Annotated in this window: 20 protein-coding genes; 8 read left to right on the top strand and 12 right to left on the bottom strand. The window is 52.1% G+C overall.

Annotated elements, in window-relative coordinates:
- Both KP22_RS15445 and KP22_RS15440 read left to right on the top strand, forming a co-directional pair.
- Window positions 1-603, top strand: a complete 603-nt coding sequence (locus KP22_RS15445; RefSeq protein WP_039325111.1) for a tail assembly protein — start codon at window positions 1-3, stop codon at window positions 601-603.
- 6 nt (window positions 604-609) lie between these two features.
- Window positions 610-801, top strand: a complete 192-nt coding sequence (locus tag KP22_RS15440) for a hypothetical protein (RefSeq protein ID WP_039325109.1) — start codon at window positions 610-612, stop codon at window positions 799-801.
- Window positions 802-1,269: 468 nt separating this feature from the next.
- Here the strand turns inward: KP22_RS15440 and fis are convergent, their stop codons facing one another.
- The 12 genes from fis to acuI form a co-directional block, all read right to left on the bottom strand.
- On the bottom strand, window positions 1,270-1,566 hold the full coding sequence (gene fis / locus KP22_RS15430) for a DNA-binding transcriptional regulator Fis (RefSeq protein ID WP_005975342.1): 297 nt from the start codon (window positions 1,564-1,566) through the stop codon (window positions 1,270-1,272).
- A gap of 23 nt (window positions 1,567-1,589) precedes the next feature.
- A complete protein-coding gene (gene dusB / locus KP22_RS15425) occupies window positions 1,590-2,555 on the bottom strand; it encodes a tRNA dihydrouridine synthase DusB (RefSeq protein WP_039303963.1) in 966 nt (321 codons plus the stop codon).
- Window positions 2,556-2,911: 356 nt separating this feature from the next.
- Complete coding sequence (locus KP22_RS15420; RefSeq protein WP_039325105.1) at window positions 2,912-3,646, bottom strand: carbonic anhydrase; 735 nt, start codon at window positions 3,644-3,646, stop codon at window positions 2,912-2,914.
- 173 nt (window positions 3,647-3,819) lie between these two features.
- Window positions 3,820-4,707 (bottom strand): 50S ribosomal protein L11 methyltransferase, encoded by an 888-nt coding sequence (prmA, locus tag KP22_RS15415; protein WP_039325104.1) that lies wholly within the window; start codon window positions 4,705-4,707, stop codon window positions 3,820-3,822.
- 17 nt (window positions 4,708-4,724) lie between these two features.
- Window positions 4,725-6,176 (bottom strand): sodium/pantothenate symporter, encoded by a 1,452-nt coding sequence (panF, locus tag KP22_RS15410; protein ID WP_014913828.1) that lies wholly within the window; start codon window positions 6,174-6,176, stop codon window positions 4,725-4,727.
- Window positions 6,166-6,408 carry a YhdT family protein gene (locus KP22_RS15405; RefSeq protein ID WP_005975355.1) on the bottom strand — a complete coding sequence of 81 codons (243 nt, stop codon included), beginning with the start codon at window positions 6,406-6,408 and terminating at the stop codon, window positions 6,166-6,168. Before KP22_RS15405 ends, panF begins: the two co-directional genes overlap by 11 nt.
- A 188-nt stretch (window positions 6,409-6,596) precedes the next feature.
- Window positions 6,597-7,940, bottom strand: a complete 1,344-nt coding sequence (gene accC / locus KP22_RS15400) for an acetyl-CoA carboxylase biotin carboxylase subunit (protein WP_039303975.1) — start codon at window positions 7,938-7,940, stop codon at window positions 6,597-6,599.
- An 11-nt stretch (window positions 7,941-7,951) separates the two neighbouring features.
- Complete coding sequence (gene accB / locus KP22_RS15395; protein ID WP_039303978.1) at window positions 7,952-8,419, bottom strand: acetyl-CoA carboxylase biotin carboxyl carrier protein; 468 nt, start codon at window positions 8,417-8,419, stop codon at window positions 7,952-7,954.
- Window positions 8,420-8,443: 24 nt separating this feature from the next.
- Entirely contained in the window at window positions 8,444-8,896 is a 453-nt protein-coding gene (gene aroQ, locus KP22_RS15390) for a type II 3-dehydroquinate dehydratase (RefSeq protein WP_039325103.1), read from the bottom strand.
- A 254-nt stretch (window positions 8,897-9,150) separates the two neighbouring features.
- Window positions 9,151-9,750, bottom strand: coding sequence for a protein-methionine-sulfoxide reductase heme-binding subunit MsrQ (gene msrQ, locus KP22_RS15385; protein ID WP_039303985.1), 600 nt, complete (start codon window positions 9,748-9,750; stop codon window positions 9,151-9,153).
- A gap of 36 nt (window positions 9,751-9,786) precedes the next feature.
- Window positions 9,787-10,788 (bottom strand): protein-methionine-sulfoxide reductase catalytic subunit MsrP, encoded by a 1,002-nt coding sequence (msrP, locus tag KP22_RS15380; protein WP_039325102.1) that lies wholly within the window; start codon window positions 10,786-10,788, stop codon window positions 9,787-9,789.
- 312 nt (window positions 10,789-11,100) lie between these two features.
- A complete protein-coding gene (gene acuI, locus KP22_RS15375; RefSeq protein ID WP_039303988.1) occupies window positions 11,101-12,078 on the bottom strand; it encodes an acrylyl-CoA reductase (NADPH) in 978 nt (325 codons plus the stop codon).
- Between the two features lie 323 nt (window positions 12,079-12,401).
- Between acuI and csrD the strand changes: the two genes are divergently transcribed.
- The 6 genes from csrD to rng all read left to right on the top strand — a co-directional run bounded on the left by csrD (window position 12,402) and on the right by rng (window position 19,404).
- The gene (csrD, locus tag KP22_RS15370) at window positions 12,402-14,339 is read left to right on the top strand and encodes an RNase E specificity factor CsrD (protein ID WP_039325101.1); all 1,938 of its coding nucleotides are present in this window, start codon (window positions 12,402-12,404) and stop codon (window positions 14,337-14,339) included.
- 316 nt (window positions 14,340-14,655) lie between these two features.
- Window positions 14,656-15,699 (top strand): rod shape-determining protein MreB, encoded by a 1,044-nt coding sequence (mreB, locus tag KP22_RS15365; protein ID WP_039303992.1) that lies wholly within the window; start codon window positions 14,656-14,658, stop codon window positions 15,697-15,699.
- A 175-nt stretch (window positions 15,700-15,874) separates the two neighbouring features.
- A complete protein-coding gene (gene mreC, locus KP22_RS15360; protein ID WP_039303993.1) occupies window positions 15,875-16,858 on the top strand; it encodes a rod shape-determining protein MreC in 984 nt (327 codons plus the stop codon).
- Entirely contained in the window at window positions 16,855-17,343 is a 489-nt protein-coding gene (mreD, locus tag KP22_RS15355; protein WP_011091903.1) for a rod shape-determining protein MreD, read from the top strand. Before mreC ends, mreD begins: the two co-directional genes overlap by 4 nt.
- Before the next feature lie 8 nt (window positions 17,344-17,351).
- Window positions 17,352-17,945 (top strand): Maf family protein, encoded by a 594-nt coding sequence (locus KP22_RS15350; protein ID WP_039303995.1) that lies wholly within the window; start codon window positions 17,352-17,354, stop codon window positions 17,943-17,945.
- Window positions 17,935-19,404 (top strand): ribonuclease G, encoded by a 1,470-nt coding sequence (gene rng / locus KP22_RS15345; RefSeq protein WP_039303998.1) that lies wholly within the window; start codon window positions 17,935-17,937, stop codon window positions 19,402-19,404. The genes KP22_RS15350 and rng overlap by 11 nt, the downstream gene beginning before the upstream one ends.
- Window positions 19,405-19,430 lie beyond the last annotated feature (26 nt).

Below are 19,430 nucleotides of genomic sequence, written 5' to 3'. Positions count from 1 at the left end.
ATGAATGTAGCAATTGAGTATCAACCACTGAAAACCATCCGTCTCTATGGCGTTCTGGGTGCAACGTTTGGGCGCGTACATCGGCTGGCAGTTGAAAGCCGTCAGGAAGCAATAAAGGCGTTAAGCGTCATCATTCCGGGTTTTGAAAAGTTCCTGCTGACCAGTAAATCTCGCGGGCTGACATACGCCGTTTTTGATGGCAAACGGAACTTATCTAAGGACGAACTGGACTTTAACGTCAGTAGTGAAATCCGTATTGCGCCGATCATTATCGGTAGTAAAAAGGCCGGGGTGTTTCAGACTATTTTAGGTGCCGTATTAGTTGTCGCAGGGGGGGCTATCTCTTATTTCGGTGGTGTAGGCATTGGTGTGCCGATAATGCAAATGGGCGCATCCATGATGCTTGGCGGCGTTGTTCAGATGTTAACGCCTATGCAGGGCGGCATATCAATGCGTGAGTCTCCCGACAATAAACCGTCATACGCATTTGGCGGCCCCGTTAACTCTATTGCACAGGGTAATCCAGTGCCAATTTTATATGGCCGTCGCCGAATCGGTGGCGCGATTATTTCAGCGGGTATTTATGCAGAAGATCAGCAGTGAGGGGACATGATGGATCAGAAATCTATTGAGAAAGTTCTCGGCGAGATGGCTCGTATACAGGGGCATGAGCTTAACGGACAAGACAAGCTGATGATCCGCACTCGCATATCATCAACATTGGCAGCAAAAAAACGTCATTGCCAACGAATGGAATCTGGTGCTTTTGTGTGGAGAAAACCAGAAAGCCTGCGCAGATAACTTTTTAATCGATATACTTTATCATTGTGTGTTAATTGAGCTATCTACCTTTCAGTTTACGGCAGTTCTTATAACAAGTTCAGGAAAATATATGACCGAGAAAAATGAAGAGTTATGCGAGCTATGCAAGAAACACGGGAATGCAGGGCGAAAGGAGTCGCCGCACGAAAATTTAGTTTCTACTGGTGGTAAAGAAATTAATGCGCATGGGAAGGATGCCTCAGAGCGTTATTATAGATGTAGAGATTGTGGCCATGAGTGGATCTGGGAACCGGGTAATTACGGAATGGGGTGGATTTAGCCGATGCAAAGAAGAGATTTGAATAGAATCATCTAAGGTCGCTCATGCGGCCTTTTTTGTTCATGACTGTTCGCGGGTATGTGTAGTCAGTGGTGTAGTCATTTTAAATAAAAAACGCCCGTCATATCTGACGAGCGCCTTATAAAACAATGCGATACAAACTGTTATCAGTTCATGCCGTATTTTTTCAATTTCTTACGCAGAGTACCACGGTTGATGCCCATCATCAGGGCTGCGCGGGTTTGGTTACCGCGGGTGTATTGCATCACCATGTCCAACAGTGGCTGTTCAACTTCAGCCAGTACCAGCTCATACAGGTCACTTACATCCTGACCGTTCAATTGAGCAAAATAGTTCTTCAGTGCCTGTTTAACCGAGTCGCGCAGGGGTTTTTGGGTTACCTGAGCCTGAGAGTTTACAGTGGAAACGGTCAGTACGTCAGAATTCACGCGTTGTTCGAACATAGTTCTGTCAGCTCTTTTTCTGTTTACGCAAGATTTTCAAAATATGCCTTCAACGCCTCCAGCTGCTCGCTGGCATCCTCAATGGCGTTGAATGTGCGCCTAAACTGGTCGTTTGGGGCATGCTCCTGGAGATACCAGGATACGTGCTTACGAGCGATACGAAATCCCTTGCCTGGACCATAAAAGTCGTGCAATTCCCGTATGTGCTCGATCAACAAGCGCTTGACCTCTACCAACGGTAGTGGTGCCAGCAACTCCCCTGTGTCCAGATAATGCTGGATTTCCCGAAAGATCCAGGGTCTTCCCTGAGCGGCTCGTCCTATCATCAGGGCGTCAGCCCCGGTGTAGTCAAGAACCGCTCTGGCTTTATGCGGGTCTGTAATGTCGCCATTCGCAATAATAGGAATGGAAACGGCCTGCTTAACTGCCCGAATGCTGTCGTATTCGGCGAAACCATTGAACAGGCACGCACGGGTGCGTCCGTGAATGGTTAACGCCTGAATGCCACAGTCTTCAGCCAGTTTGGCAATTTCTACACAGTTACGATGCTCTGGTGCCCAACCGGTACGGATCTTCAGTGTTACCGGTACGTCTACCGCTTTCACTACCGAAGAGAGGATCTGTTTGACCAAATCCGGATACTGCAACAGCGCAGATCCTGCCATCTTGCGGTTCACCTTCTTCGCCGGGCAGCCCATATTGATGTCAATGATCTGCGCGCCGGAATCAGCGTTGATTCTCGCTGCCGCCGCCATCTCATCGGGGTCACAACCGGCGATCTGCACGGCCCTGATACCCGGTTCATCGCTATGAACCATTCGCAAACGCGACTTGTCTGAACGCCAGACTTCCGGGTTGGAAGACAGCATTTCAGACACGGTCATTCCAGCGCCCATCGCATGACAGAGTGCTCTAAATGGGCGATCGCTAATACCAGCCATTGGGGCTGCTATCAAGCGATTACTAAGCTGAAATTGTCCAATGTGCATAGACAAAAATTGACCATACTGTGCCTGCAAGGGCGCGTATATTACGCATTTTTTACGTCAGATGAAAGGCCAAACTTTGACCAATTTACGGCTATCGATCAATGAAAATGCAGTTCGTAGAGGTATATGAAAATATTATTCATATTTAACAGTGTGTTATGTTTTTGTGGTGATTTTTTGAACGATAAAATATTCATCTGCTTACAGAATTTTATCTGCAAGCGCGGTCATTTTTACTGAAGATACAATAGGCTATCAATGCTTTATCAGTGAAATGCTTTGGTTAATGCGGCAAAAAAGGCACCAATTTACCTGCGGCTGGCCGGCAAATGCTCTGACCAGCTTCGCGGAATCGCTTAATGTATGATGATTCGGCCATTAAGCGGCTGTATAGGGCGATTATTGGCGTGATTCATGACCGAACTGAACTGATTTATTTGTTTGGCAGAGGCGGTGACGGGATGCTCCAGGACCAGCCAGCGAATGCCTTCTGAGCACGGTGGCGTGGTCAGTGACCCACTGAATCGATAGTAGTTTAATGACGTCGGTAACAAGGCCTGAATCGCAATCGGCGCGCGCACTTCCTCCGCCTGATCGACGTGAGCCGGAATCTGCTGCCATGCCATGGCTAACTGTGGATTGGCTGCTCCCTCCTGAAACATCACTGCGATAACGGTAAGCGCACCGCTTGCGTCTTTATAGACAAAATGGCCTTCCAGCGGAAACTGTTTACCATCAATTTCATTTTCACTCGGTGCGTGAAAGTGGAATTGCTGCAAGGTGAATGTCTCGTTATCCAGCAACAGCGTATTTCCCGAACTGACGTTAATCTGAACGGTATGCCCGTTGTTGATAATGTGCTGTGTCCCTGGCAGGAAGGCTAGTTGTAAAGGGGTGTGCTGGGCGCTTAGCGCCTGCTGGATATTGACTGGAGATTGATTTTTCCCCGTTTCACACAGCGAGAAGTCTGGGGACAGCTTTCCCCAATGCGCCGGATCGCCGTTGCCTTCGTAGCCCCAGTGAACCGAATTTGCCGCCGATGCAGAAAAGCAGGCCGACAGCATAAATGCGATAGAGAGTTTACCTTTCATTTTTCATCCCTTGAAAATCATGATACAGCGTCTTTGAGTGCTGGCATCGGGTGTGTCCGATCACTTGCCGACCAGCATAATACGCCAGCTTTTGGGGATAAATAATGAGGTACAACAAGAGAAGTGCGCCCACCGTTGCGTACACGATGGGCGGGACTAGCGGGATAATGTTATTACGATGCGCGGCGTTGGCCGGTAATGCGACACCACTCTTCGCGTTCTGCCACCGGATCGAGTGTGAACTTGCCTGCGTAGGCTTCTGCGACGCCATCGGCCTGTGTCGCCAGCACGCCGGACAGGCCGAGATAACCGCCAGCTTTTGGCAGATCGCTAATCAACGGTGCCAGCTCGCGTAGCGGGCCAGCAAGGATGTTGGCGACGACGACATCGGCAGACAGGTCGGCAGGCTGGTCTTTCGGCAGATAAAGCTCAAGACGCTCAGAAACGCCGTTGCGCTGGGCGTTGTCACGGCTGGCCTGAATTGCCTGCGGATCGATATCAATCCCGATAGCGCGTGCTGCACCCAGTTTTAGGGCGGCAATCGCCAGAATGCCGGAACCGCAGCCGAAATCGATGATGGTTTTCCCTTCCAGATCCAGCCCATCGAGCCATTGCAGGCACAGTGAAGTTGTTGGATGGGTACCGGTGCCAAATGCCAGACCCGGATCGAGCATCACGTTGACGGCAGTTGGGTCAGGAATGTCACGCCAGCTTGGACAAATCCACAGGCGTTTGCCGAACTGCATTGGGTGGAAGTTGTCCATCCACTCGCGTTCCCAGTCTTTGTCTTCCAACTGTTCGATCTTGTGTTTAAAGCCGACGCCCAGCAGCGGTTCTTGCTCTAATATCGCGATAACTGCGTCCATGTCGGTTTCGGCATCGTACAGCGCAATCGCGTCGGTATCGCCCCACAGGCGGGTCTCGCCCGGCAGCGGCTCAAACACGGGCGTATCGTGCGTATCCTGAAACGTAACGGATACCGCACCGCTTTCTATCATTGCGTCACCCAGTTGTTCTGCAACATTTCCTGAGGTGTTTATTTTTAGTTGAATCCACGGCATAGCAGTCTCTATTACATTTAAAGTGAAGATGAAGCGGCAACCGGCGCTGGTGGATTATGACCAAAGCGGTTGCCAATAATAAACGCCATCAGGCTGAGTAACAGCGATGGCACAATCGGGTGATATCCAGCCAACTGAAGATTGAAGCTAGCCAGTAAGGTATAGCAAATCGCCCCGGTGAACATGGCGCTAAGCGCGCCCGCGGCATTCGCGCGTTCCCAATACAGGCCCAATACCAGCGGCCACAGGAACACCGCTTCCAGTCCGCCAAACGCCAGCAGGTTCAGCCAGATGATCATATCCGGTGGCCGTAAGGAGGCGAGCAGCACCAGCAGGCCCAATAGCAGCGTGGTCATGCTGGACAGGATCTTGATGCGGCGCTCGTTATGAATCTGCTCAGGGCGCACGCTGAGATACAGATCCTTGATGATCGTGGCAGAAGCCTGAAGCAAATGCGCATTAATGTTGGACATGATAGCGGCCATTGGCGCGGCGAGAAAGATCCCCGCGGCCAGCGGTGGTAGCACGGTGACCATCAGTGCGGGTAACACCTGATCGGGAATGGTCAGATTTGGCATCACGGCGCGACCCAGCGCACCGGCCAGATGCATGCCGAGCATCAGAATGCCGATGACAATGGTGCCGATGATAATCCCGCGGTGCAGCGCCTTGCTGTCGCGATAAGAGATACAGCGAACGGCGGTGTTCGGCAGGCCGATAACGCCGAAGCAGACCAGCACCCAGAATGAAGCCATAAACGGCATCGACAGAATGCCGCCGCTGCCCTGCGGCGAGACCAGCATTGGGTCGATCTGTTGCAGCTTATCCACTGCGCTGTGCAAACCACCAGCGGCATAAATCACGCCGACCAGCAGGATGACGGTGCCGATCAGCATCACGATGCCCTGCATTGCGTCATTGAGCACGCTGGCGCGGAAGCCGCCAAACGTGGTGTAGAGCGCGATAGTGACGCCGAAAATCAGCAGGCCGATGTCGTAAGGAATGTTTGCCGCGGTTTCGAGCAGGCGCGCGCCGCCAATGAACTGCACGGCCATGGCACCGATAAACGCGACCAGCAGGCTAATGCTAGCGAACCACACCAGCAGCGGGCTGTTGTAGCGGGCGTACAGCATGTCATTCAGCGTGATGGCGTTGTAGCGCCGCGCCAGAATGGCGAATTTTTTCCCCAGGATCCCGAGCGACAGCAGCATCGTGGGAAGCTGAATCATGGAAAGCAGCACCCATCCCAGCCCGTATTTATAAGCGGCACCCGGCCCGCCGATAAAAGAGCTGGCGCTAACGTAAGTGCCGATGAGCGTCATCGCCAGCACAAACCCGCCCATTGAGCGGCCACCGAGGAAATACTCGTTAAGAAAGTTACCCGCTTGACGGCGACGGTACGCATAGACCGACAGCCCGAAAACCAGCAGCAGATAGCCAATCAGCGGCAATAAAATTTCAATTTGCATCGTCACTCTCCAGTGATATATCGCGGAAAATAACGCGCACCATTAGCCAGCACAGCAGCGTAAACACGAGCGGTAGCAGCAGACAGGCCATCTCAAACCAGTGTGGCAGACCCGTTATCCCTTGAGTGTTGTCAGGCAAATAGGCGGCAAGCGCCCAGGCCACTAAATAAACCAGCGTCAGGCCAAAAGCCCAGCGGGCCTCTTTGTGCGCCTGAGGAAAGCGTGTATCCATGTTCTTCTCCACCGTAAAGGGAGCATCAACCCGTCATTTTAGGGCATGGGTATTGTTATGATCGTCGTGACGACGAAAGCGGGAATTTTACGGGATGTGGGTCAATTGACTAGTAAGAATTCGCAGAAAAAGAAAAAGGCCGGCTTTCACCGACCTTTAAGAGAGTCACGACTGAAATCACGCAGCGTTTACTGCAAGCCGAGTTTCTTCTCCAGATAGTGGATATTAGTGCCACCTCTCTGGAAGTTTTCGTCGCTCATTATCTTCATCTGAAGTTCGATGTTGGTTTTGATGCCATCGATGATCAGTTCAGCCAGCGCGTTCTTCATACGGGAAATCGCGATTTCGCGGGTTTCACCGTAGGTGATCAGCTTGCCAATCATGGAATCGTAATACGGCGGTACGGTATAACCAGCGTAGATATGGGATTCCCAACGGACACCAAAGCCACCCGGTGCGTGGAAACGTGTAATTTTCCCCGGGCTTGGCAGGAACGTATTCGGATCTTCCGCGTTGATACGGCATTCCACCGCATGGCCGCGAACCTTGACGTCTTTCTGCTTGATGGACAGCGGCTGACCAGCAGCAATACGCAACTGCTCTTTGATCAGATCCACGCCGGTAATCATCTCGGTTACCGGATGCTCCACCTGAATACGAGTGTTCATTTCAATGAAGTAGAACTCACCGTTTTCGTACAGGAATTCGAACGTACCCGCACCGCGATAGTTGATATCGATACAGGCTTTGGCGCAGCGATCGCCGATATTGCGACGCAGCTCGTCCGTAATGCCCGGTGCTGGTGCTTCTTCCACCACTTTCTGGTGGCGGCGTTGCATAGAGCAGTCGCGCTCAGCCAGATAGATGGCATTGCCCTGACCATCAGCCAGAACCTGAATTTCCACGTGGCGTGGATTTTCCAGGTATTTTTCCATGTAGACCATATCGTTGTTGAAAGCCGCTTTGGCTTCCGCACGGGTCATGTTGATGGATTGCTCCAGCTCTTTGTCGCTACGCACAACGCGCATACCACGACCACCGCCACCGCCAGAGGCTTTGATGATGACCGGATAGCCGATGCGCTTGGCAAAGGCACGGTTTTTGTCCATGTCGCTGTCTAACGGGCCATCAGAACCCGGTACGCAAGGCACGCCTGCTTTTTTCATCGCGCTGATTGCAGAGACTTTATCGCCCATCAGGCGAATGGTATCTGCGCGTGGGCCGATGAAGATAAAGCCGGAGCGTTCAACCTGCTCGGCAAAATCAGCATTTTCAGACAGGAAACCATAGCCCGGGTGAATTGCTACGGCACCCGTGATTTCCGCAGCGGAAATAATCGCTGGGATATTCAGATAGCTTTTTGTTGACGGCGCCGGGCCGATACACACAGTTTCGTCCGCCAGCAATACGTGTTTCAAATCGCGATCCGCACTGGAGTGAACGGCGACAGTTTTGATGCCCAGCTCTTTACAGGCACGCAAAATGCGCAGCGCAATTTCTCCGCGGTTAGCGATAACGATTTTATCTAGCATGATAAGCCTCGTTATTCGATGACAACCAGTGGCTCGTCAAATTCAACCGGCTGACCGTTTTCGACCAGGATGGCTTTAACCACGCCTGATTTGTCGGCTTCGATCTGGTTCATCATTTTCATGGCTTCGACGATGCACAGGGTATCGCCGACGTTGACGTGCTGACCCACTTCCACAAACGCTTTAGCGTCCGGGCTTGGGGTACGGTAAAAGGTTCCAACCATTGGAGAACGAACGATGTGTCCACTGATGGCAGCCGGTGCTACAGCTGCTTCCACTGGCGCTGGTGCAACGGCGGTAGCCAGAGCTGGCTGTGGCTGCATCATTGGCGTAGCGTAAGCCTGTTGCATCATCGGGTAGTTAACCGCTGCTGGTGCACGACTGATACGTACTGATTCTTCACCTTCAGAAATTTCCAGTTCGGCAATGCCGGACTCTTCAACCAGTTCGATCAGTTTTTTGATTTTACGAATATCCATGGATGTGGTTCCGTACTCTTTTGTTTAATTGGAAGTTGACAGGCGTTTTACCGCCGTCTGTAAAGCATACTGATAACCCTCTGCCCCCAGGCCACATATCACGCCTACCGCAACATCAGAAAGATAGGAATGATGACGGAAAGGCTCGCGTGCGTGCACGTTGGACAGATGAATTTCGATAAACGGAATCGCGACAGCCAGCAGGGCATCACGCAGCGCAACGCTGGTGTGGGTAAATGCCGCCGGGTTAATCAGGATGAAGTCTGTGTTTCCTCTGGCCTGATGGATGGTATCGATCAGGACATGTTCCGCATTGGATTGCAGATGGGAAAACTTCACGTTCAATGCCTGCGCCTGTGTTTCCAGTTCGCTGACAATGTCTGCTAACGTCGTGTGACCGTACTTGTCGGGCTCTCGGGTACCTAGCAGATTCAGGTTTGGACCATTCAAGAGCAAAATGTGAAAATTTTCTGCCATTGTGCTGCTATCTCCCGCGATTGACCAAGATTGCAAAAACAGTGTCGCACAAAATAGCGCGAAGCTATTCGTTTGTCACCTTTCATGACGCAATTTGTCCGGCCCGAGAAATTAAAGTCGTGCATTATAACCATATCGTGGCAATTCGCAGCTAAATACTGGTCTTATCTGCGGAGATATTCCTACGCAGGATTGTGATAAGGCGTGAATCTCACCGTGTCTGGCAATCGACTTTTCCTGTGTTGCTGCGGCGTTTAGCGCCACCATTGACGAAATTTCTTATAGCGTAACAGCAGTAATATCAGTGCCGCGAGCGCATATAAAATAGGCTGCGGGGACAGCGTTTTAACTGACCAAAGATAGTGGATAGGCGCAAGGATGGCGACTAAATAGACGAAATTATGCAGTTTTTGCCATTGCGATCCCAACTTACGCATCATGATCTGTGGCGACGTCACCGCCAGCGCCAGCAAAATCAGCCAGCTTATAACACCCAGCGTTAAATACGGCCGGGATATCAGCTCGTTACTCAACAACGCCAGATGATCCAGACCCAATTCCAGCAGCGCATAGCTCACCAGATGTAACGTCGCCCAGAAAAAACACCACAGCCCGAGGAGACGTCGGCAGCGAATCAATAGCGGCTGCTTGCCGTAGCGCGCCAGTGGCGTGACCAACAGCGTTGCCAGCAGCAATTTCAGCGCCATTCGGCCGGTAAAATGCTGGATATCTTTGGCTGGGTCAGCGCTAAACCACCCTTGGTCGACTGACAATATCAGCCACAGCAGCGGTAGCAAACCAGCCAGATGGAGTAGCACTTTTAGCCGATTAATGTGTTGTAACGTCAGTCTCATGCTGATGTGGATTCCTATCCTGACAGGATGCGATAGCTAAAAGTTGTCGCGTAGATTCAGACCGCGATACAGCGAGGCGACCTGCTCTGCATAGCCGTTGAACAACAGCGTAGGTTGACGCTCAACGTTAAGCAGACCGCCTGATCCGATGACGCGTTCTGTCGCCTGCGACCAGCGGGGGTGATCGACATGTGGGTTAACGTTGGCATAGAAGCCATATTCGTTCGATGCTGCCAGATTCCACGTGCAGGGTGGCTGTTCGCGGGTGAGCCGGATATGCACGATAGATTTGATATTCTTGAAGCCGTATTTCCACGGTGTAACTAGCCGGATGGGTGCACCGTTCTGCGGCGGCAGTGTCTTGCCATAAACACCGACAGCCAGCAGTGCCAACGGGTTCATGGCTTCATCTATCCGTAATCCTTCTACATAGGGATAGTCTAATCCGCCGCCCATGAAGCGATCTTTTTGCCCCGGCATCTGCTCTGGATCGTAAAGCGTCTGAAACGCCACGTAGCGCGCGTTGCTGGTGGGTTCGGCGTATTTAATCAGCTTGGCCAATTCAAACCCGACCCACGGAATCACCATTGACCACGCCTCGACGCAACGAAAACGGTAGATCCGCTCTTCCAACGGAAAGCGTTTTAGCAAATCGTCGATATCCAGCGTGAGCGGTTTGGCGACATCACCGTCTATCTTGATGGTCCAGCCGTCGGTTTTTAATCCGCCCGCATTGGCCGCCGGATCGGCTTTGTCCAAGCCGAATTCATAGAAGTTGTTATAGCCCGTGACCTTATCTTCCGGCGTGAGCGGCAGATCGAGCTTCCAGTCAGCGGGTTGGTTAAACGTGAGCGGTTTACCCGGCGGGGCTTTAGGTTTATCGCTGCCTTTAAACCACGCAAGCAGGTCAGCCTGCGCGGAAAACGGTAATGACAGCGCCGCAGCGGAAATCCCCAGCGCTTTTAATACGCGCCGACGCTGATAAAAGAGGGATTCCGGGGTAACGTCGGCTTCCGTGAACTTGCGATGTTTGTGCATGTGAACTCCCGCCAGTCGTTATTTTTTGACGCAAAGTGGCGTTTTTAATGCTTACCGTTCACTTAGTTATAGATGACTTGCGGTAAAAATTGCGACAGGAGAGATGAAATACTTTTTTGCAGGGTGTAACAGTCACCCGAAGGTACCCTATGTTACTGATAGTGCGCCGAGCGATGATAATGGATAGATCGTAAAGACGCTGTGAATACATCCTTGTACGCTCGAGCCGCGACAGGGATGTCGCGGACGCTTTACTCTTCTATTCCATTATCACCGTTTTCGTTCCGTAAATTGGTGCATCAACGAAATACGTTAGCTGATTTTCACCAGCGTGCGACCGGTGACTTTGTTTTCCAGCAGCGCAGCGGCGACAGCGGGCACGTCTTCCAACCCGATTTCCTGTGTCACCTGCTGGTAGAACGACTCAGGCAGGATGGTCGCGAGACGCTCCCACGCTTGCTGACGGCGTGCCAGTGGTGCCATGACGGAATCCACGCCTTGCAGACGAACATTGCGTAAAATAAATGGCATCACGGTAGTTGGCAGCGCGATACCGCCCGCCAGACCGCACGCAGCAACCGTTGCGTTGTAATCCATCTGCGCCAGCAGCGTCGCCAGCACGTTATCGCCGACGGTATCAACCGCGCCAGCCCAACGTTGTTTTTCTAACGGACGCGGGCTTCCGCTGAATTCGCTGCGATCCAGCACCTGTTTGGCTCCCAGCTTTTTCAGATAATCGGTGTTGTCAGCACGACCGCTGACGGCGGTGACCTGATAGCCTAGCTCTGCAAGCAGAGCGACTGCCGTGCTGCCGACGCCGCCGCTGGCACCCGTCACAATAATGTCGCCGCTTTCTGGGGTTATGCCACCCTCTTCCAGCGCCATCACGCACAGCATTGCGGTAAAGCCAGCCGTGCCAAGAATCATGGCGTTACGTGCCTCCAGCGACGTGGGTAGCGGAACCAGCCAATCGCTCTTCACGCGTGCCTGTTGCGCCAGTCCGCCCCAATGGTTTTCACCCACGCCCCAACCAGTCAGGATGACGGGCTGGCCGACGGAAAACCGATCGCTGTCGCTGTGGCGCACGGTTCCGACAAAATCGATCCCTGGAACCATGGGGAAGTTACGGATAATTTTGCCTTTGCCTGTAATAGCAAGCGCATCTTTATAATTAATGCCGGACCAACTGATATCAACAGTCACATCCCCAGCGGGAAGCTGCTCCGCCTCAATCTCGCGAATCTGAGCGTGAGTCAGTCCGTCTGACTGTTCAAGAACTAAAGCCTGCATGGGCTATCTCCTGTAGCAGGATTAAAAATGGGGAAGTCATTAACGACTATATACCCGTCATACTGCAAGTTGCATGTTTGTTGGCTGCGTTACTCGGCACACTTGCGTGTGCTTCGCCCTAGCGGGCCAACGCTTTGCGTTGTTCAAAACGCTAGCGTTTTGTCCTGAAACTCGAATTATTTAGGGTATAGTTATTACAGATACTATTGGTTAATACCGTTACCTTCGCTAGTGCTGGTACTATGCGTTGTAGCTGACTTATGCGAACTGATAAAAAACAACAAACTCGCAGAAATGACAATTATTTGGAATAGGACGCAGGGATGGGATTTACGACCAGATTCTCGATACTCATAGTATTTCTGACGGTTATCGCCATTTTTCTTATGTTTTTCAGTAGTATATTTAGCCTCTGTTATTACAGTCAGTTGCGAACCGAGCAACAGCTACGTGAGGTCACGGCCAGCATCGATCAGGCGTTATTAGTGCAATCGCCCGAAAATATCCAGTATTGGCTGCCGGGAATGATGAAAACGGCAGGCATTGTCGCACTGGAGATTCAGGATAACGATTCGCCTCTCTATTCAATACAGTTGCCCGAGCTTGGCTGGCAACGAACGCACCTCTATCATGAGGTCGAATTTCCACTGATGCATCATCTGAACATGGCGATCGTCTTAAAATATGTCGATCCGCTGATTGGTTTACCGCGCTTAGTGGTTTCGACGCTGTCGGTGTTGCTGGCCGCTGGCTTAATGCTTCTGATGCTGTATTTCTCCATTCGCTGGCTACGCCGACAGGCTGCTGGACAGGAAGAGTTGGAAAAGCGCGCGCAGCGTATTCTCAAGGGTGAGCGTGAATCGGTTATGCGGGGGTCGGTACGTGAATGGCCCGTCAATACCAGCGGAGCACTCGATCAACTGTTGGCCGATTTAGTGCAAGCGCGTGAGGAACGTGGGCGGGTTGATACCTTGATCCGTGCTTTCGCCGCGCAAGATTCTGAAACCGGACTAAGTAACCGTCTGTTTTTCGATAATCAACTGACCACCCAGTTGGAAGATAGTGAAGAGGTGGGGACGCACGGCATCGTCATGATGATCCGTGTGCCAGATTTTGAAACGTTGCAGGAAACACATGGTTATAGCAGTGTGCTTCAGGAGTATCGTTTTACTCTCGTTAACCTGCTGTCGACATTTGTCATGCGTTATCCCTCTGCGCTGCTGGCGCGTTATTTCAGCAGCGATTTCACCGTGTTACTCCCCCACAGTACGCTAAAAGAAGCCAATGCGATTGCCACGCAACTGGTGAAAGCTATCGATATTCTCCCGGCCTGCCCGTTGATCGACCGCGAGGAGGTTCTCCACATTGGCATCTGTGCTTATCGTGGCGGGCAAAGCGCCGAGCAGGTGATGGAAAGTGTGGAGGACGCGACGCGCAATGCGGTATTGCAGGGCGGTAACAGTTGGTGTGTGTTTGACAGACAGGTGCCAGATAAAAGTCGCGGCAGCGTGAAGTGGCGTACCTTGCTGGAACAGACGTTAGCGCGCGGCGGGCCGCGACTGTATCAAAAGCCTGCGGTCACCAAAGAGGGCGTTGTGCATCATCGTGAAATGATGAGCCGGATTTATGACGGGGAACAGGAACTGCTTGCGGCCGAGTATATGCCGCTGGTGCAACAGCTGGGACTGGCGACCAGCTATGATCGGCAGTTAGTTACACGAATTGTGGATTTGTCAGCGAACTGGCCTGGAGAAACACTGGCTCTACCGGTAAGTGTGGACTCACTTTTACAAAAACCTTTTTTGCGCTGGCTGAAAGAAATATTGCTGCAATGTCCGAAAATGCAGCGGCAGTGCATTTTATTTGAACTTGCTGAGGCAGATGTTTGTCAATATATCGGCCGCCTGCGCCCGGTTCTCAATTTGATTTTGGGATTAGGCTGTCGCCTGGCAGTTACGCAGGCGGGTTTGACGTTGGTCAGCACGACGTATATCAAGTCACTTCCCGTGGAGGTCATCAAGCTTCATCCCGGTTTGGTGCGCAGCCTTGAACGCCGTCCGGAAAATCAGCTTTTTGTACAAAGCCTGACTGAGGCGTGTAAAGGAACGCAAACGCGGGTGTTTGCCGCTGGCGTGCGTACTAAAGAGGAGTGGCGGATGCTGCTGGGCAAGGGCGTTTATGGCGGGCAAGGCGATTTTTTTGCCGCGTCAGTCCTTGTTACGGATGAGCTGAAAAAATATTCACCGCGGCATCGTGTTTAGTATAAACGTCCTGTTCAAATTGACGTAGAATGAGGCGGTTGTTAAATCGGTTAGTGTGTGCTCACGTTAGCGTCAATCCGATTAAATGTTAGCTTTTATGTCCTGTGTTAGCGCAATTCTGTCGGGTGGACAGTGGTAAGATACCTTGCCGCCTGAGGAGAAAGCATTTTGTGCCTTCTCCCTGACGCCGACGTGCGCAACGCAGACTTATTTTTCACCGAAGCAGAGCCTTTTCGTGCCTTGTCGCTGCTTCGTGTGGTTGGTAAAGTAGGCGGATTTATTTTTCGCCCCCAGCTTGCAGGATTATCCTTTAGTTATGTTTAAGAAATTTCGTGGCATGTTTTCCAACGACTTGTCCATCGACCTGGGTACCGCCAATACCCTGATTTATGTTAAAGGGCAGGGCATCATACTGAATGAACCCTCTGTGGTTGCGATCCGTCAGGATCGTTCCGGTTCCCAAAAAAGCGTTGCGGCGGTAGGTCATGACGCTAAGCAGATGCTGGGCAGGACACCTGGGAATATCGTGGCGATTCGCCCGATGAAAGACGGTGTGATTGCCGATTTCCAGGTGACGGAAAAAATGTTGCAGCACTTCATCAAGCAAGTGCATAGCGATAGCTTTATGCGTCCAAGCCCGCGCGTGCTGGTATGTGTTCCGGTCGGGGCGACTCAGGTTGAGCGTCGTGCCATTCGCGAATCTGCGCTAGGTGCAGGTGCCCGTGAAGTCTTCCTGATCGAAGAGCCGATGGCGGCAGCGATCGGTGCTGGCATGCCTGTATCCGAAGCGACCGGTTCCATGGTTGTGGATATCGGTGGTGGTACCACGGAAGTTGCGGTTATCTCGCTCAATGGCGTGGTGTATTCCTCTTCTGTACGTATTGGCGGTGACCGCTTCGATGAAGCGATTATCAACTACGTTCGTCGTAACTATGGTTCACTGATCGGTGAAGCGACGGCAGAACGTATCAAGCATGAAATCGGCTCCGCTTATCCGGGCGACGAAGTGCTGGAGATTGAAGTGCGCGGCCGCAACCTTGCTGAAGGCGTACCGCGTGGATTCACGTTGAACTCCAACGAAATTCTGGAAGCGCTGCAAGAGCCGTTGACGGGTATTGTCAGCGCGGTGATGGCAGCGTTGGAACAGTGCCCACCGGAACTGGCCTCCGATATTTCCGAGCGCGGTATGGTGCTAACCGGCGGCGGTGCGCTGTTGCGTAACTTAGATCGTTTGCTGATGGAAGAAACCGGCATTCCGGTTGTGGTAGCTGAAGATCCGCTGACCTGTGTTGCGCGTGGTGGTGGCAAGGCGCTGGAAATGATCGACATGCACGGTGGCGATTTGTTCAGCGAGGAGTAATCCTGTCTGGAAAAAAGGGGGGACCGGATGGATGAACGCCTGCGTTTTTCATCTCTCGTGGTTACCCCTTTTTTATTTGCCTGCTCAATGAAACTCGCCCTACGGGGTGCTGCTTTGTGACGTTAAAAATCGCCAAAGGCGATTTGAGGTTGCTGTCGAGGAATACGCAAATTCTATGAAGCCGCTTTTTAGCAGGGGACCTTCCCTGCAATTACGACTTTTTCTTGCTGTCGTTACCGCGATTGTCGTGATCGTTGCGGACAGTCGGCTCGGTTCGTTCGTCAAAATCAGAACGTATATGGACACCACTGTCAGCCCATTCTATTTTCTGGCGAATGGGCCCCGCCAGGTTCTGGACAATATGTCTGCATCACTGGCAACTCGTGAGCAATTAGGCGTTGAAAACACCGCACTGCGTCAGGAACTGTTGATGAAAAACAGTGACCTGTTGCTGCTGGGCCAGCTTAAGCAGGAAAATGCGCGGTTACGTGAACTGCTGGGCTCGCCGCTGCGTCAGGATGAGCAGAAGATGGTGACACAGGTGATGTCCGCCGGAACCGACCCTTACAGCGATCAGGTTGTGATCGATAAAGGTCAGGCGAACGGCGTGTATGAAGGGCAACCGGTCATCAGCGATAAAGGCGTGGTGGGTCAGGTTGTGGCGGTTGGCCAGTTTACCAGCCGGGTTTTGTTGATTTGTGATGTTTCCCACGCGTTGCCGATTCAGGTGCTACGCAATGATATCCGTGTGATTGCTGCTGGTAATGGCTGCACCGACGATCTGCAACTAGAGCACCTCCCTAATAATACAGACATCCGAGTGGGTGACGTGCTGGTCACATCGGGTCTGGGCGGACGTTTCCCCGAAGGGTATCCGGTCGCAGTAGTATCATCGGTTAAAGAGGATACGCAGCGGGCCTATACGATTATTCAAGCTCGCCCGACGGCGGGGCTGCAACGCTTACGCTATCTGTTATTACTATGGGGCGTGGAAAACAACTCCACTACGTCGCTGCCGCCAGCGGAAGTGCATCGGGTTGCTAATGAGCGTCTGATGCAGATGATGCCGCAGGTTTTACCATCGCCTGACGAAATGGGGCCGCCGCTTCCACCTGATGCCGCCACGCCCGCCGCTGAGCCACAGAGAGGCCGCCAATGAACCGTTATCGCAGGCATGGCAACTGGATTATCTGGCTTTCTTTTCTGATCGCTATGGTCTTGCAGATTATGCCGTGGCCGGATGAAATCTACATGTTTCGCCCCTCCTGGCTGACGCTGTTTCTCATTTACTGGGTGATGGCATTGCCACATCGGGTGAATGTCGGCACAGGATTTGTGTTGGGCCTGATTATGGACCTGATTCTTGGGTCTACACTGGGAGTACGGGCGCTGGCACTTAGCATTGTTGCTTATCTGGTCGCCTTTAAATTCCAGCTATTCCGAAATATGGCGCTATGGCAGCAGGCATTAATCGTCATGCTCTTGTCGCTGCTGATGGATCTCACAGTATTTTGGGCAGAATTTTTAGTTATTAATGTCTCTTTCCGGCCGGAAACATTCTGGAATAGTGTCGTTGATGGCGTACTCTGGCCGTGGCTGTTCCTACTGATGCGTAAAATTCGTCGTCAGTTTACTGTGCAATAAGGTGATTCATGACTCAGCTTTATCTGGCCTCCGCTTCTCCCCGCCGTCGCGAACTGCTCACGCAGCTCGATATTCCTTTTTCTGTGCTGAATGTCGCGGTGGAAGAACAGCGTTTACCAGAGGAAGCTGCGGAGGTTTACGTCCGACGTCTGGCGTACGAAAAAGCGACCGCGGGGGTTGCGGCTGCACCGTTCGATTTACCGGTTCTGGGGGCGGATACCATCGTGGTGCTGAACGGTCAGGTATTGGAAAAGCCGCAAGACGAAACTCATGCGGCAGAGATGCTGAACCAGCTGTCCGGAAAACAACATCAGGTGATGACGGCCGTCGCGCTGGTAGATAAAGACGATATCTTGAGCTGTCTGGTGATAACCGATGTCGTCTTTCGTCCGCTCTCGCAGCAGGATATCGAACGGTATATCGCTAGCGGTGAGCCGATGGATAAAGCCGGGGCTTATGGTATTCAGGGCAAAGGTGGATGCTTTGTCCGGTCGCTTAACGGGAGCTATTACGCGGTCGTTGGGCTGCCGCTGGTAGAAACTCATGAGCTATTCAGTAATTTTGCTGCATTGCGGAGTGCAAGAGGAAAACATGACTGCTGAGTTACTGGTAAACGTTACACCGTCAGAAACGCGCGTTGCCTATATCGACGGCGGTATTCTGCAAGAAATTCACATTGAGCGTGATGCGAAACGCGGTATTGTCGGCAATATTTATAAAGGCCGCGTGAGCCGCGTCCTGCCGGGTATGCAGGCGGCGTTTGTGGATATCGGCTTAGATAAAGCGGCGTTCCTGCACGCGTCCGATATTATGCCGCATACCGAATGCGTTGCCGGTGACGAACAAAAGAATTTTAACGTCCGTGATATCGCCGAACTGGTGCGTCAGGGACAGGACCTTATGGTTCAGGTGGTCAAAGATCCGCTGGGAACCAAAGGCGCGCGTCTGACTACCGACATCACACTGCCGTCGCGCTATCTGGTGTTCATGCCCGGCGCATCGCACGTTGGTGTCTCACAGCGCATTGAGAGTGAAGTGGAACGCGATCGCTTAAAGAAAACGGTCGCTGACTATTGCGATGATGACGGTGGTTTCATTATTCGTACCGCCGCGGAAGGGATCGGTGAAGAAGAACTCTCGCAGGATGCGGCGTTCCTAAAGCGCCTGTGGGGCAAGGTGATGGAGCGCAAAAAGCGCAACCAAAGCAAATGTAAGCTCTACGGTGAAGTGGCGCTCGCACAGCGAATCTTACGTGATTTCGCAGGGGCTGCGCTGGATCGTATTCGTATTGACTCCCGACTGACGTATGAAGCGCTGCTGGAATTTACCGCCGAATACATCCCGGAGATGACGCGCAAACTTGAACACTATGCGGGTAAGCAACCGATTTTTGACCTGTTTGATGTGGAAAATGAGATCCAGCGTTCACTGGACAGAAAGGTTGAACTGAAGTCCGGTGGCTATTTGATTATCGATCAGACAGAAGCCATGACGACCGTCGATATCAATACGGGAGCATTCGTCGGCCACCGCAATCTGGATGAAACCATTTTCAATACCAATACCGAAGCGACCCAGGCTATAGCGCGACAGCTGCGCCTGCGTAACCTCGGTGGCATCATTATTATCGATTTCATCGATATGAATAACGAAGATCACCGTCGGCGGGTGCTGCATTCACTGGAGCAGGCGCTGAGTAAAGATCGGGTTAAAACCAGTATTAACGGCTTCTCTCAACTAGGATTAGTAGAGATGACGCGCAAACGCACGCGTGAGAGTATCGAACACGTGTTGTGTCATGAATGCCCGACGTGTCATGGTCGTGGCACCGTGAAGACGGTAGAAAGCGTCTGCTACGAAATCATGCGTGAAATTGTGCGCGTCCACCACGCTTATGACACCGACCGTTTCCTGGTTTATGCCTCACCGGCTGTGGGTGAAGCGCTGAGAAGTGAAGAATCGCACGCGTTAGCTGAGGTTGAAATTTTCGTCGGCAAGCAGGTCAAAGTACAAATCGAACCCCTGTATAGCCAGGAGCAGTTTGACGTCGTAATGATGTAAATTCGTGCGCTCGTCGTCGGCGACGA

Source organism: Pectobacterium betavasculorum (assembly GCF_000749845.1).
Taxonomy (GTDB): Bacteria; Pseudomonadota; Gammaproteobacteria; order Enterobacterales; family Enterobacteriaceae; genus Pectobacterium; species Pectobacterium betavasculorum.
The sequence above is the reverse complement of the archived record's forward strand: the minus strand, read 5'-3'. Positions and strand labels throughout refer to the sequence as shown.

Bases quoted from the DNA above. Each gene is read 5' to 3' on its own strand.
- msrP (WP_039325102.1), bottom strand. From the start codon at position 10,788: ATGCACAAACATCGCAAGTTCACGGAAGCCGACGTTACCCCGGAATCC.
- mreB (WP_039303992.1), top strand. From the start codon at position 14,656: ATGTTTAAGAAATTTCGTGGCATGTTTTCCAACGACTTGTCCATCGAC.
- panF (WP_014913828.1), bottom strand. From the start codon at position 6,176: ATGCAAATTGAAATTTTATTGCCGCTGATTGGCTATCTGCTGCTGGTT.
- KP22_RS15350 (WP_039303995.1), top strand. From the start codon at position 17,352: ATGACTCAGCTTTATCTGGCCTCCGCTTCTCCCCGCCGTCGCGAACTG.
- csrD (WP_039325101.1), top strand. From the start codon at position 12,402: ATGGGATTTACGACCAGATTCTCGATACTCATAGTATTTCTGACGGTT.
- dusB (WP_039303963.1), bottom strand. From the start codon at position 2,555: ATGCACATTGGACAATTTCAGCTTAGTAATCGCTTGATAGCAGCCCCA.
- prmA (WP_039325104.1), bottom strand. From the start codon at position 4,707: ATGCCGTGGATTCAACTAAAAATAAACACCTCAGGAAATGTTGCAGAA.
- mreC (WP_039303993.1), top strand. From the start codon at position 15,875: ATGAAGCCGCTTTTTAGCAGGGGACCTTCCCTGCAATTACGACTTTTT.
- mreD (WP_011091903.1), top strand. From the start codon at position 16,855: ATGAACCGTTATCGCAGGCATGGCAACTGGATTATCTGGCTTTCTTTT.
- accC (WP_039303975.1), bottom strand. From the start codon at position 7,940: ATGCTAGATAAAATCGTTATCGCTAACCGCGGAGAAATTGCGCTGCGC.
- msrQ (WP_039303985.1), bottom strand. From the start codon at position 9,750: ATGAGACTGACGTTACAACACATTAATCGGCTAAAAGTGCTACTCCAT.
- KP22_RS15420 (WP_039325105.1), bottom strand. From the start codon at position 3,646: ATGAAAGGTAAACTCTCTATCGCATTTATGCTGTCGGCCTGCTTTTCT.
- rng (WP_039303998.1), top strand. From the start codon at position 17,935: ATGACTGCTGAGTTACTGGTAAACGTTACACCGTCAGAAACGCGCGTT.
- KP22_RS15440 (WP_039325109.1), top strand. From the start codon at position 610: ATGATGGATCAGAAATCTATTGAGAAAGTTCTCGGCGAGATGGCTCGT.
- KP22_RS15445 (WP_039325111.1), top strand. From the start codon at position 1: ATGAATGTAGCAATTGAGTATCAACCACTGAAAACCATCCGTCTCTAT.
- fis (WP_005975342.1), bottom strand. From the start codon at position 1,566: ATGTTCGAACAACGCGTGAATTCTGACGTACTGACCGTTTCCACTGTA.
- acuI (WP_039303988.1), bottom strand. From the start codon at position 12,078: ATGCAGGCTTTAGTTCTTGAACAGTCAGACGGACTGACTCACGCTCAG.
- KP22_RS15405 (WP_005975355.1), bottom strand. From the start codon at position 6,408: ATGGATACACGCTTTCCTCAGGCGCACAAAGAGGCCCGCTGGGCTTTT.
- aroQ (WP_039325103.1), bottom strand. From the start codon at position 8,896: ATGGCAGAAAATTTTCACATTTTGCTCTTGAATGGTCCAAACCTGAAT.
- accB (WP_039303978.1), bottom strand. From the start codon at position 8,419: ATGGATATTCGTAAAATCAAAAAACTGATCGAACTGGTTGAAGAGTCC.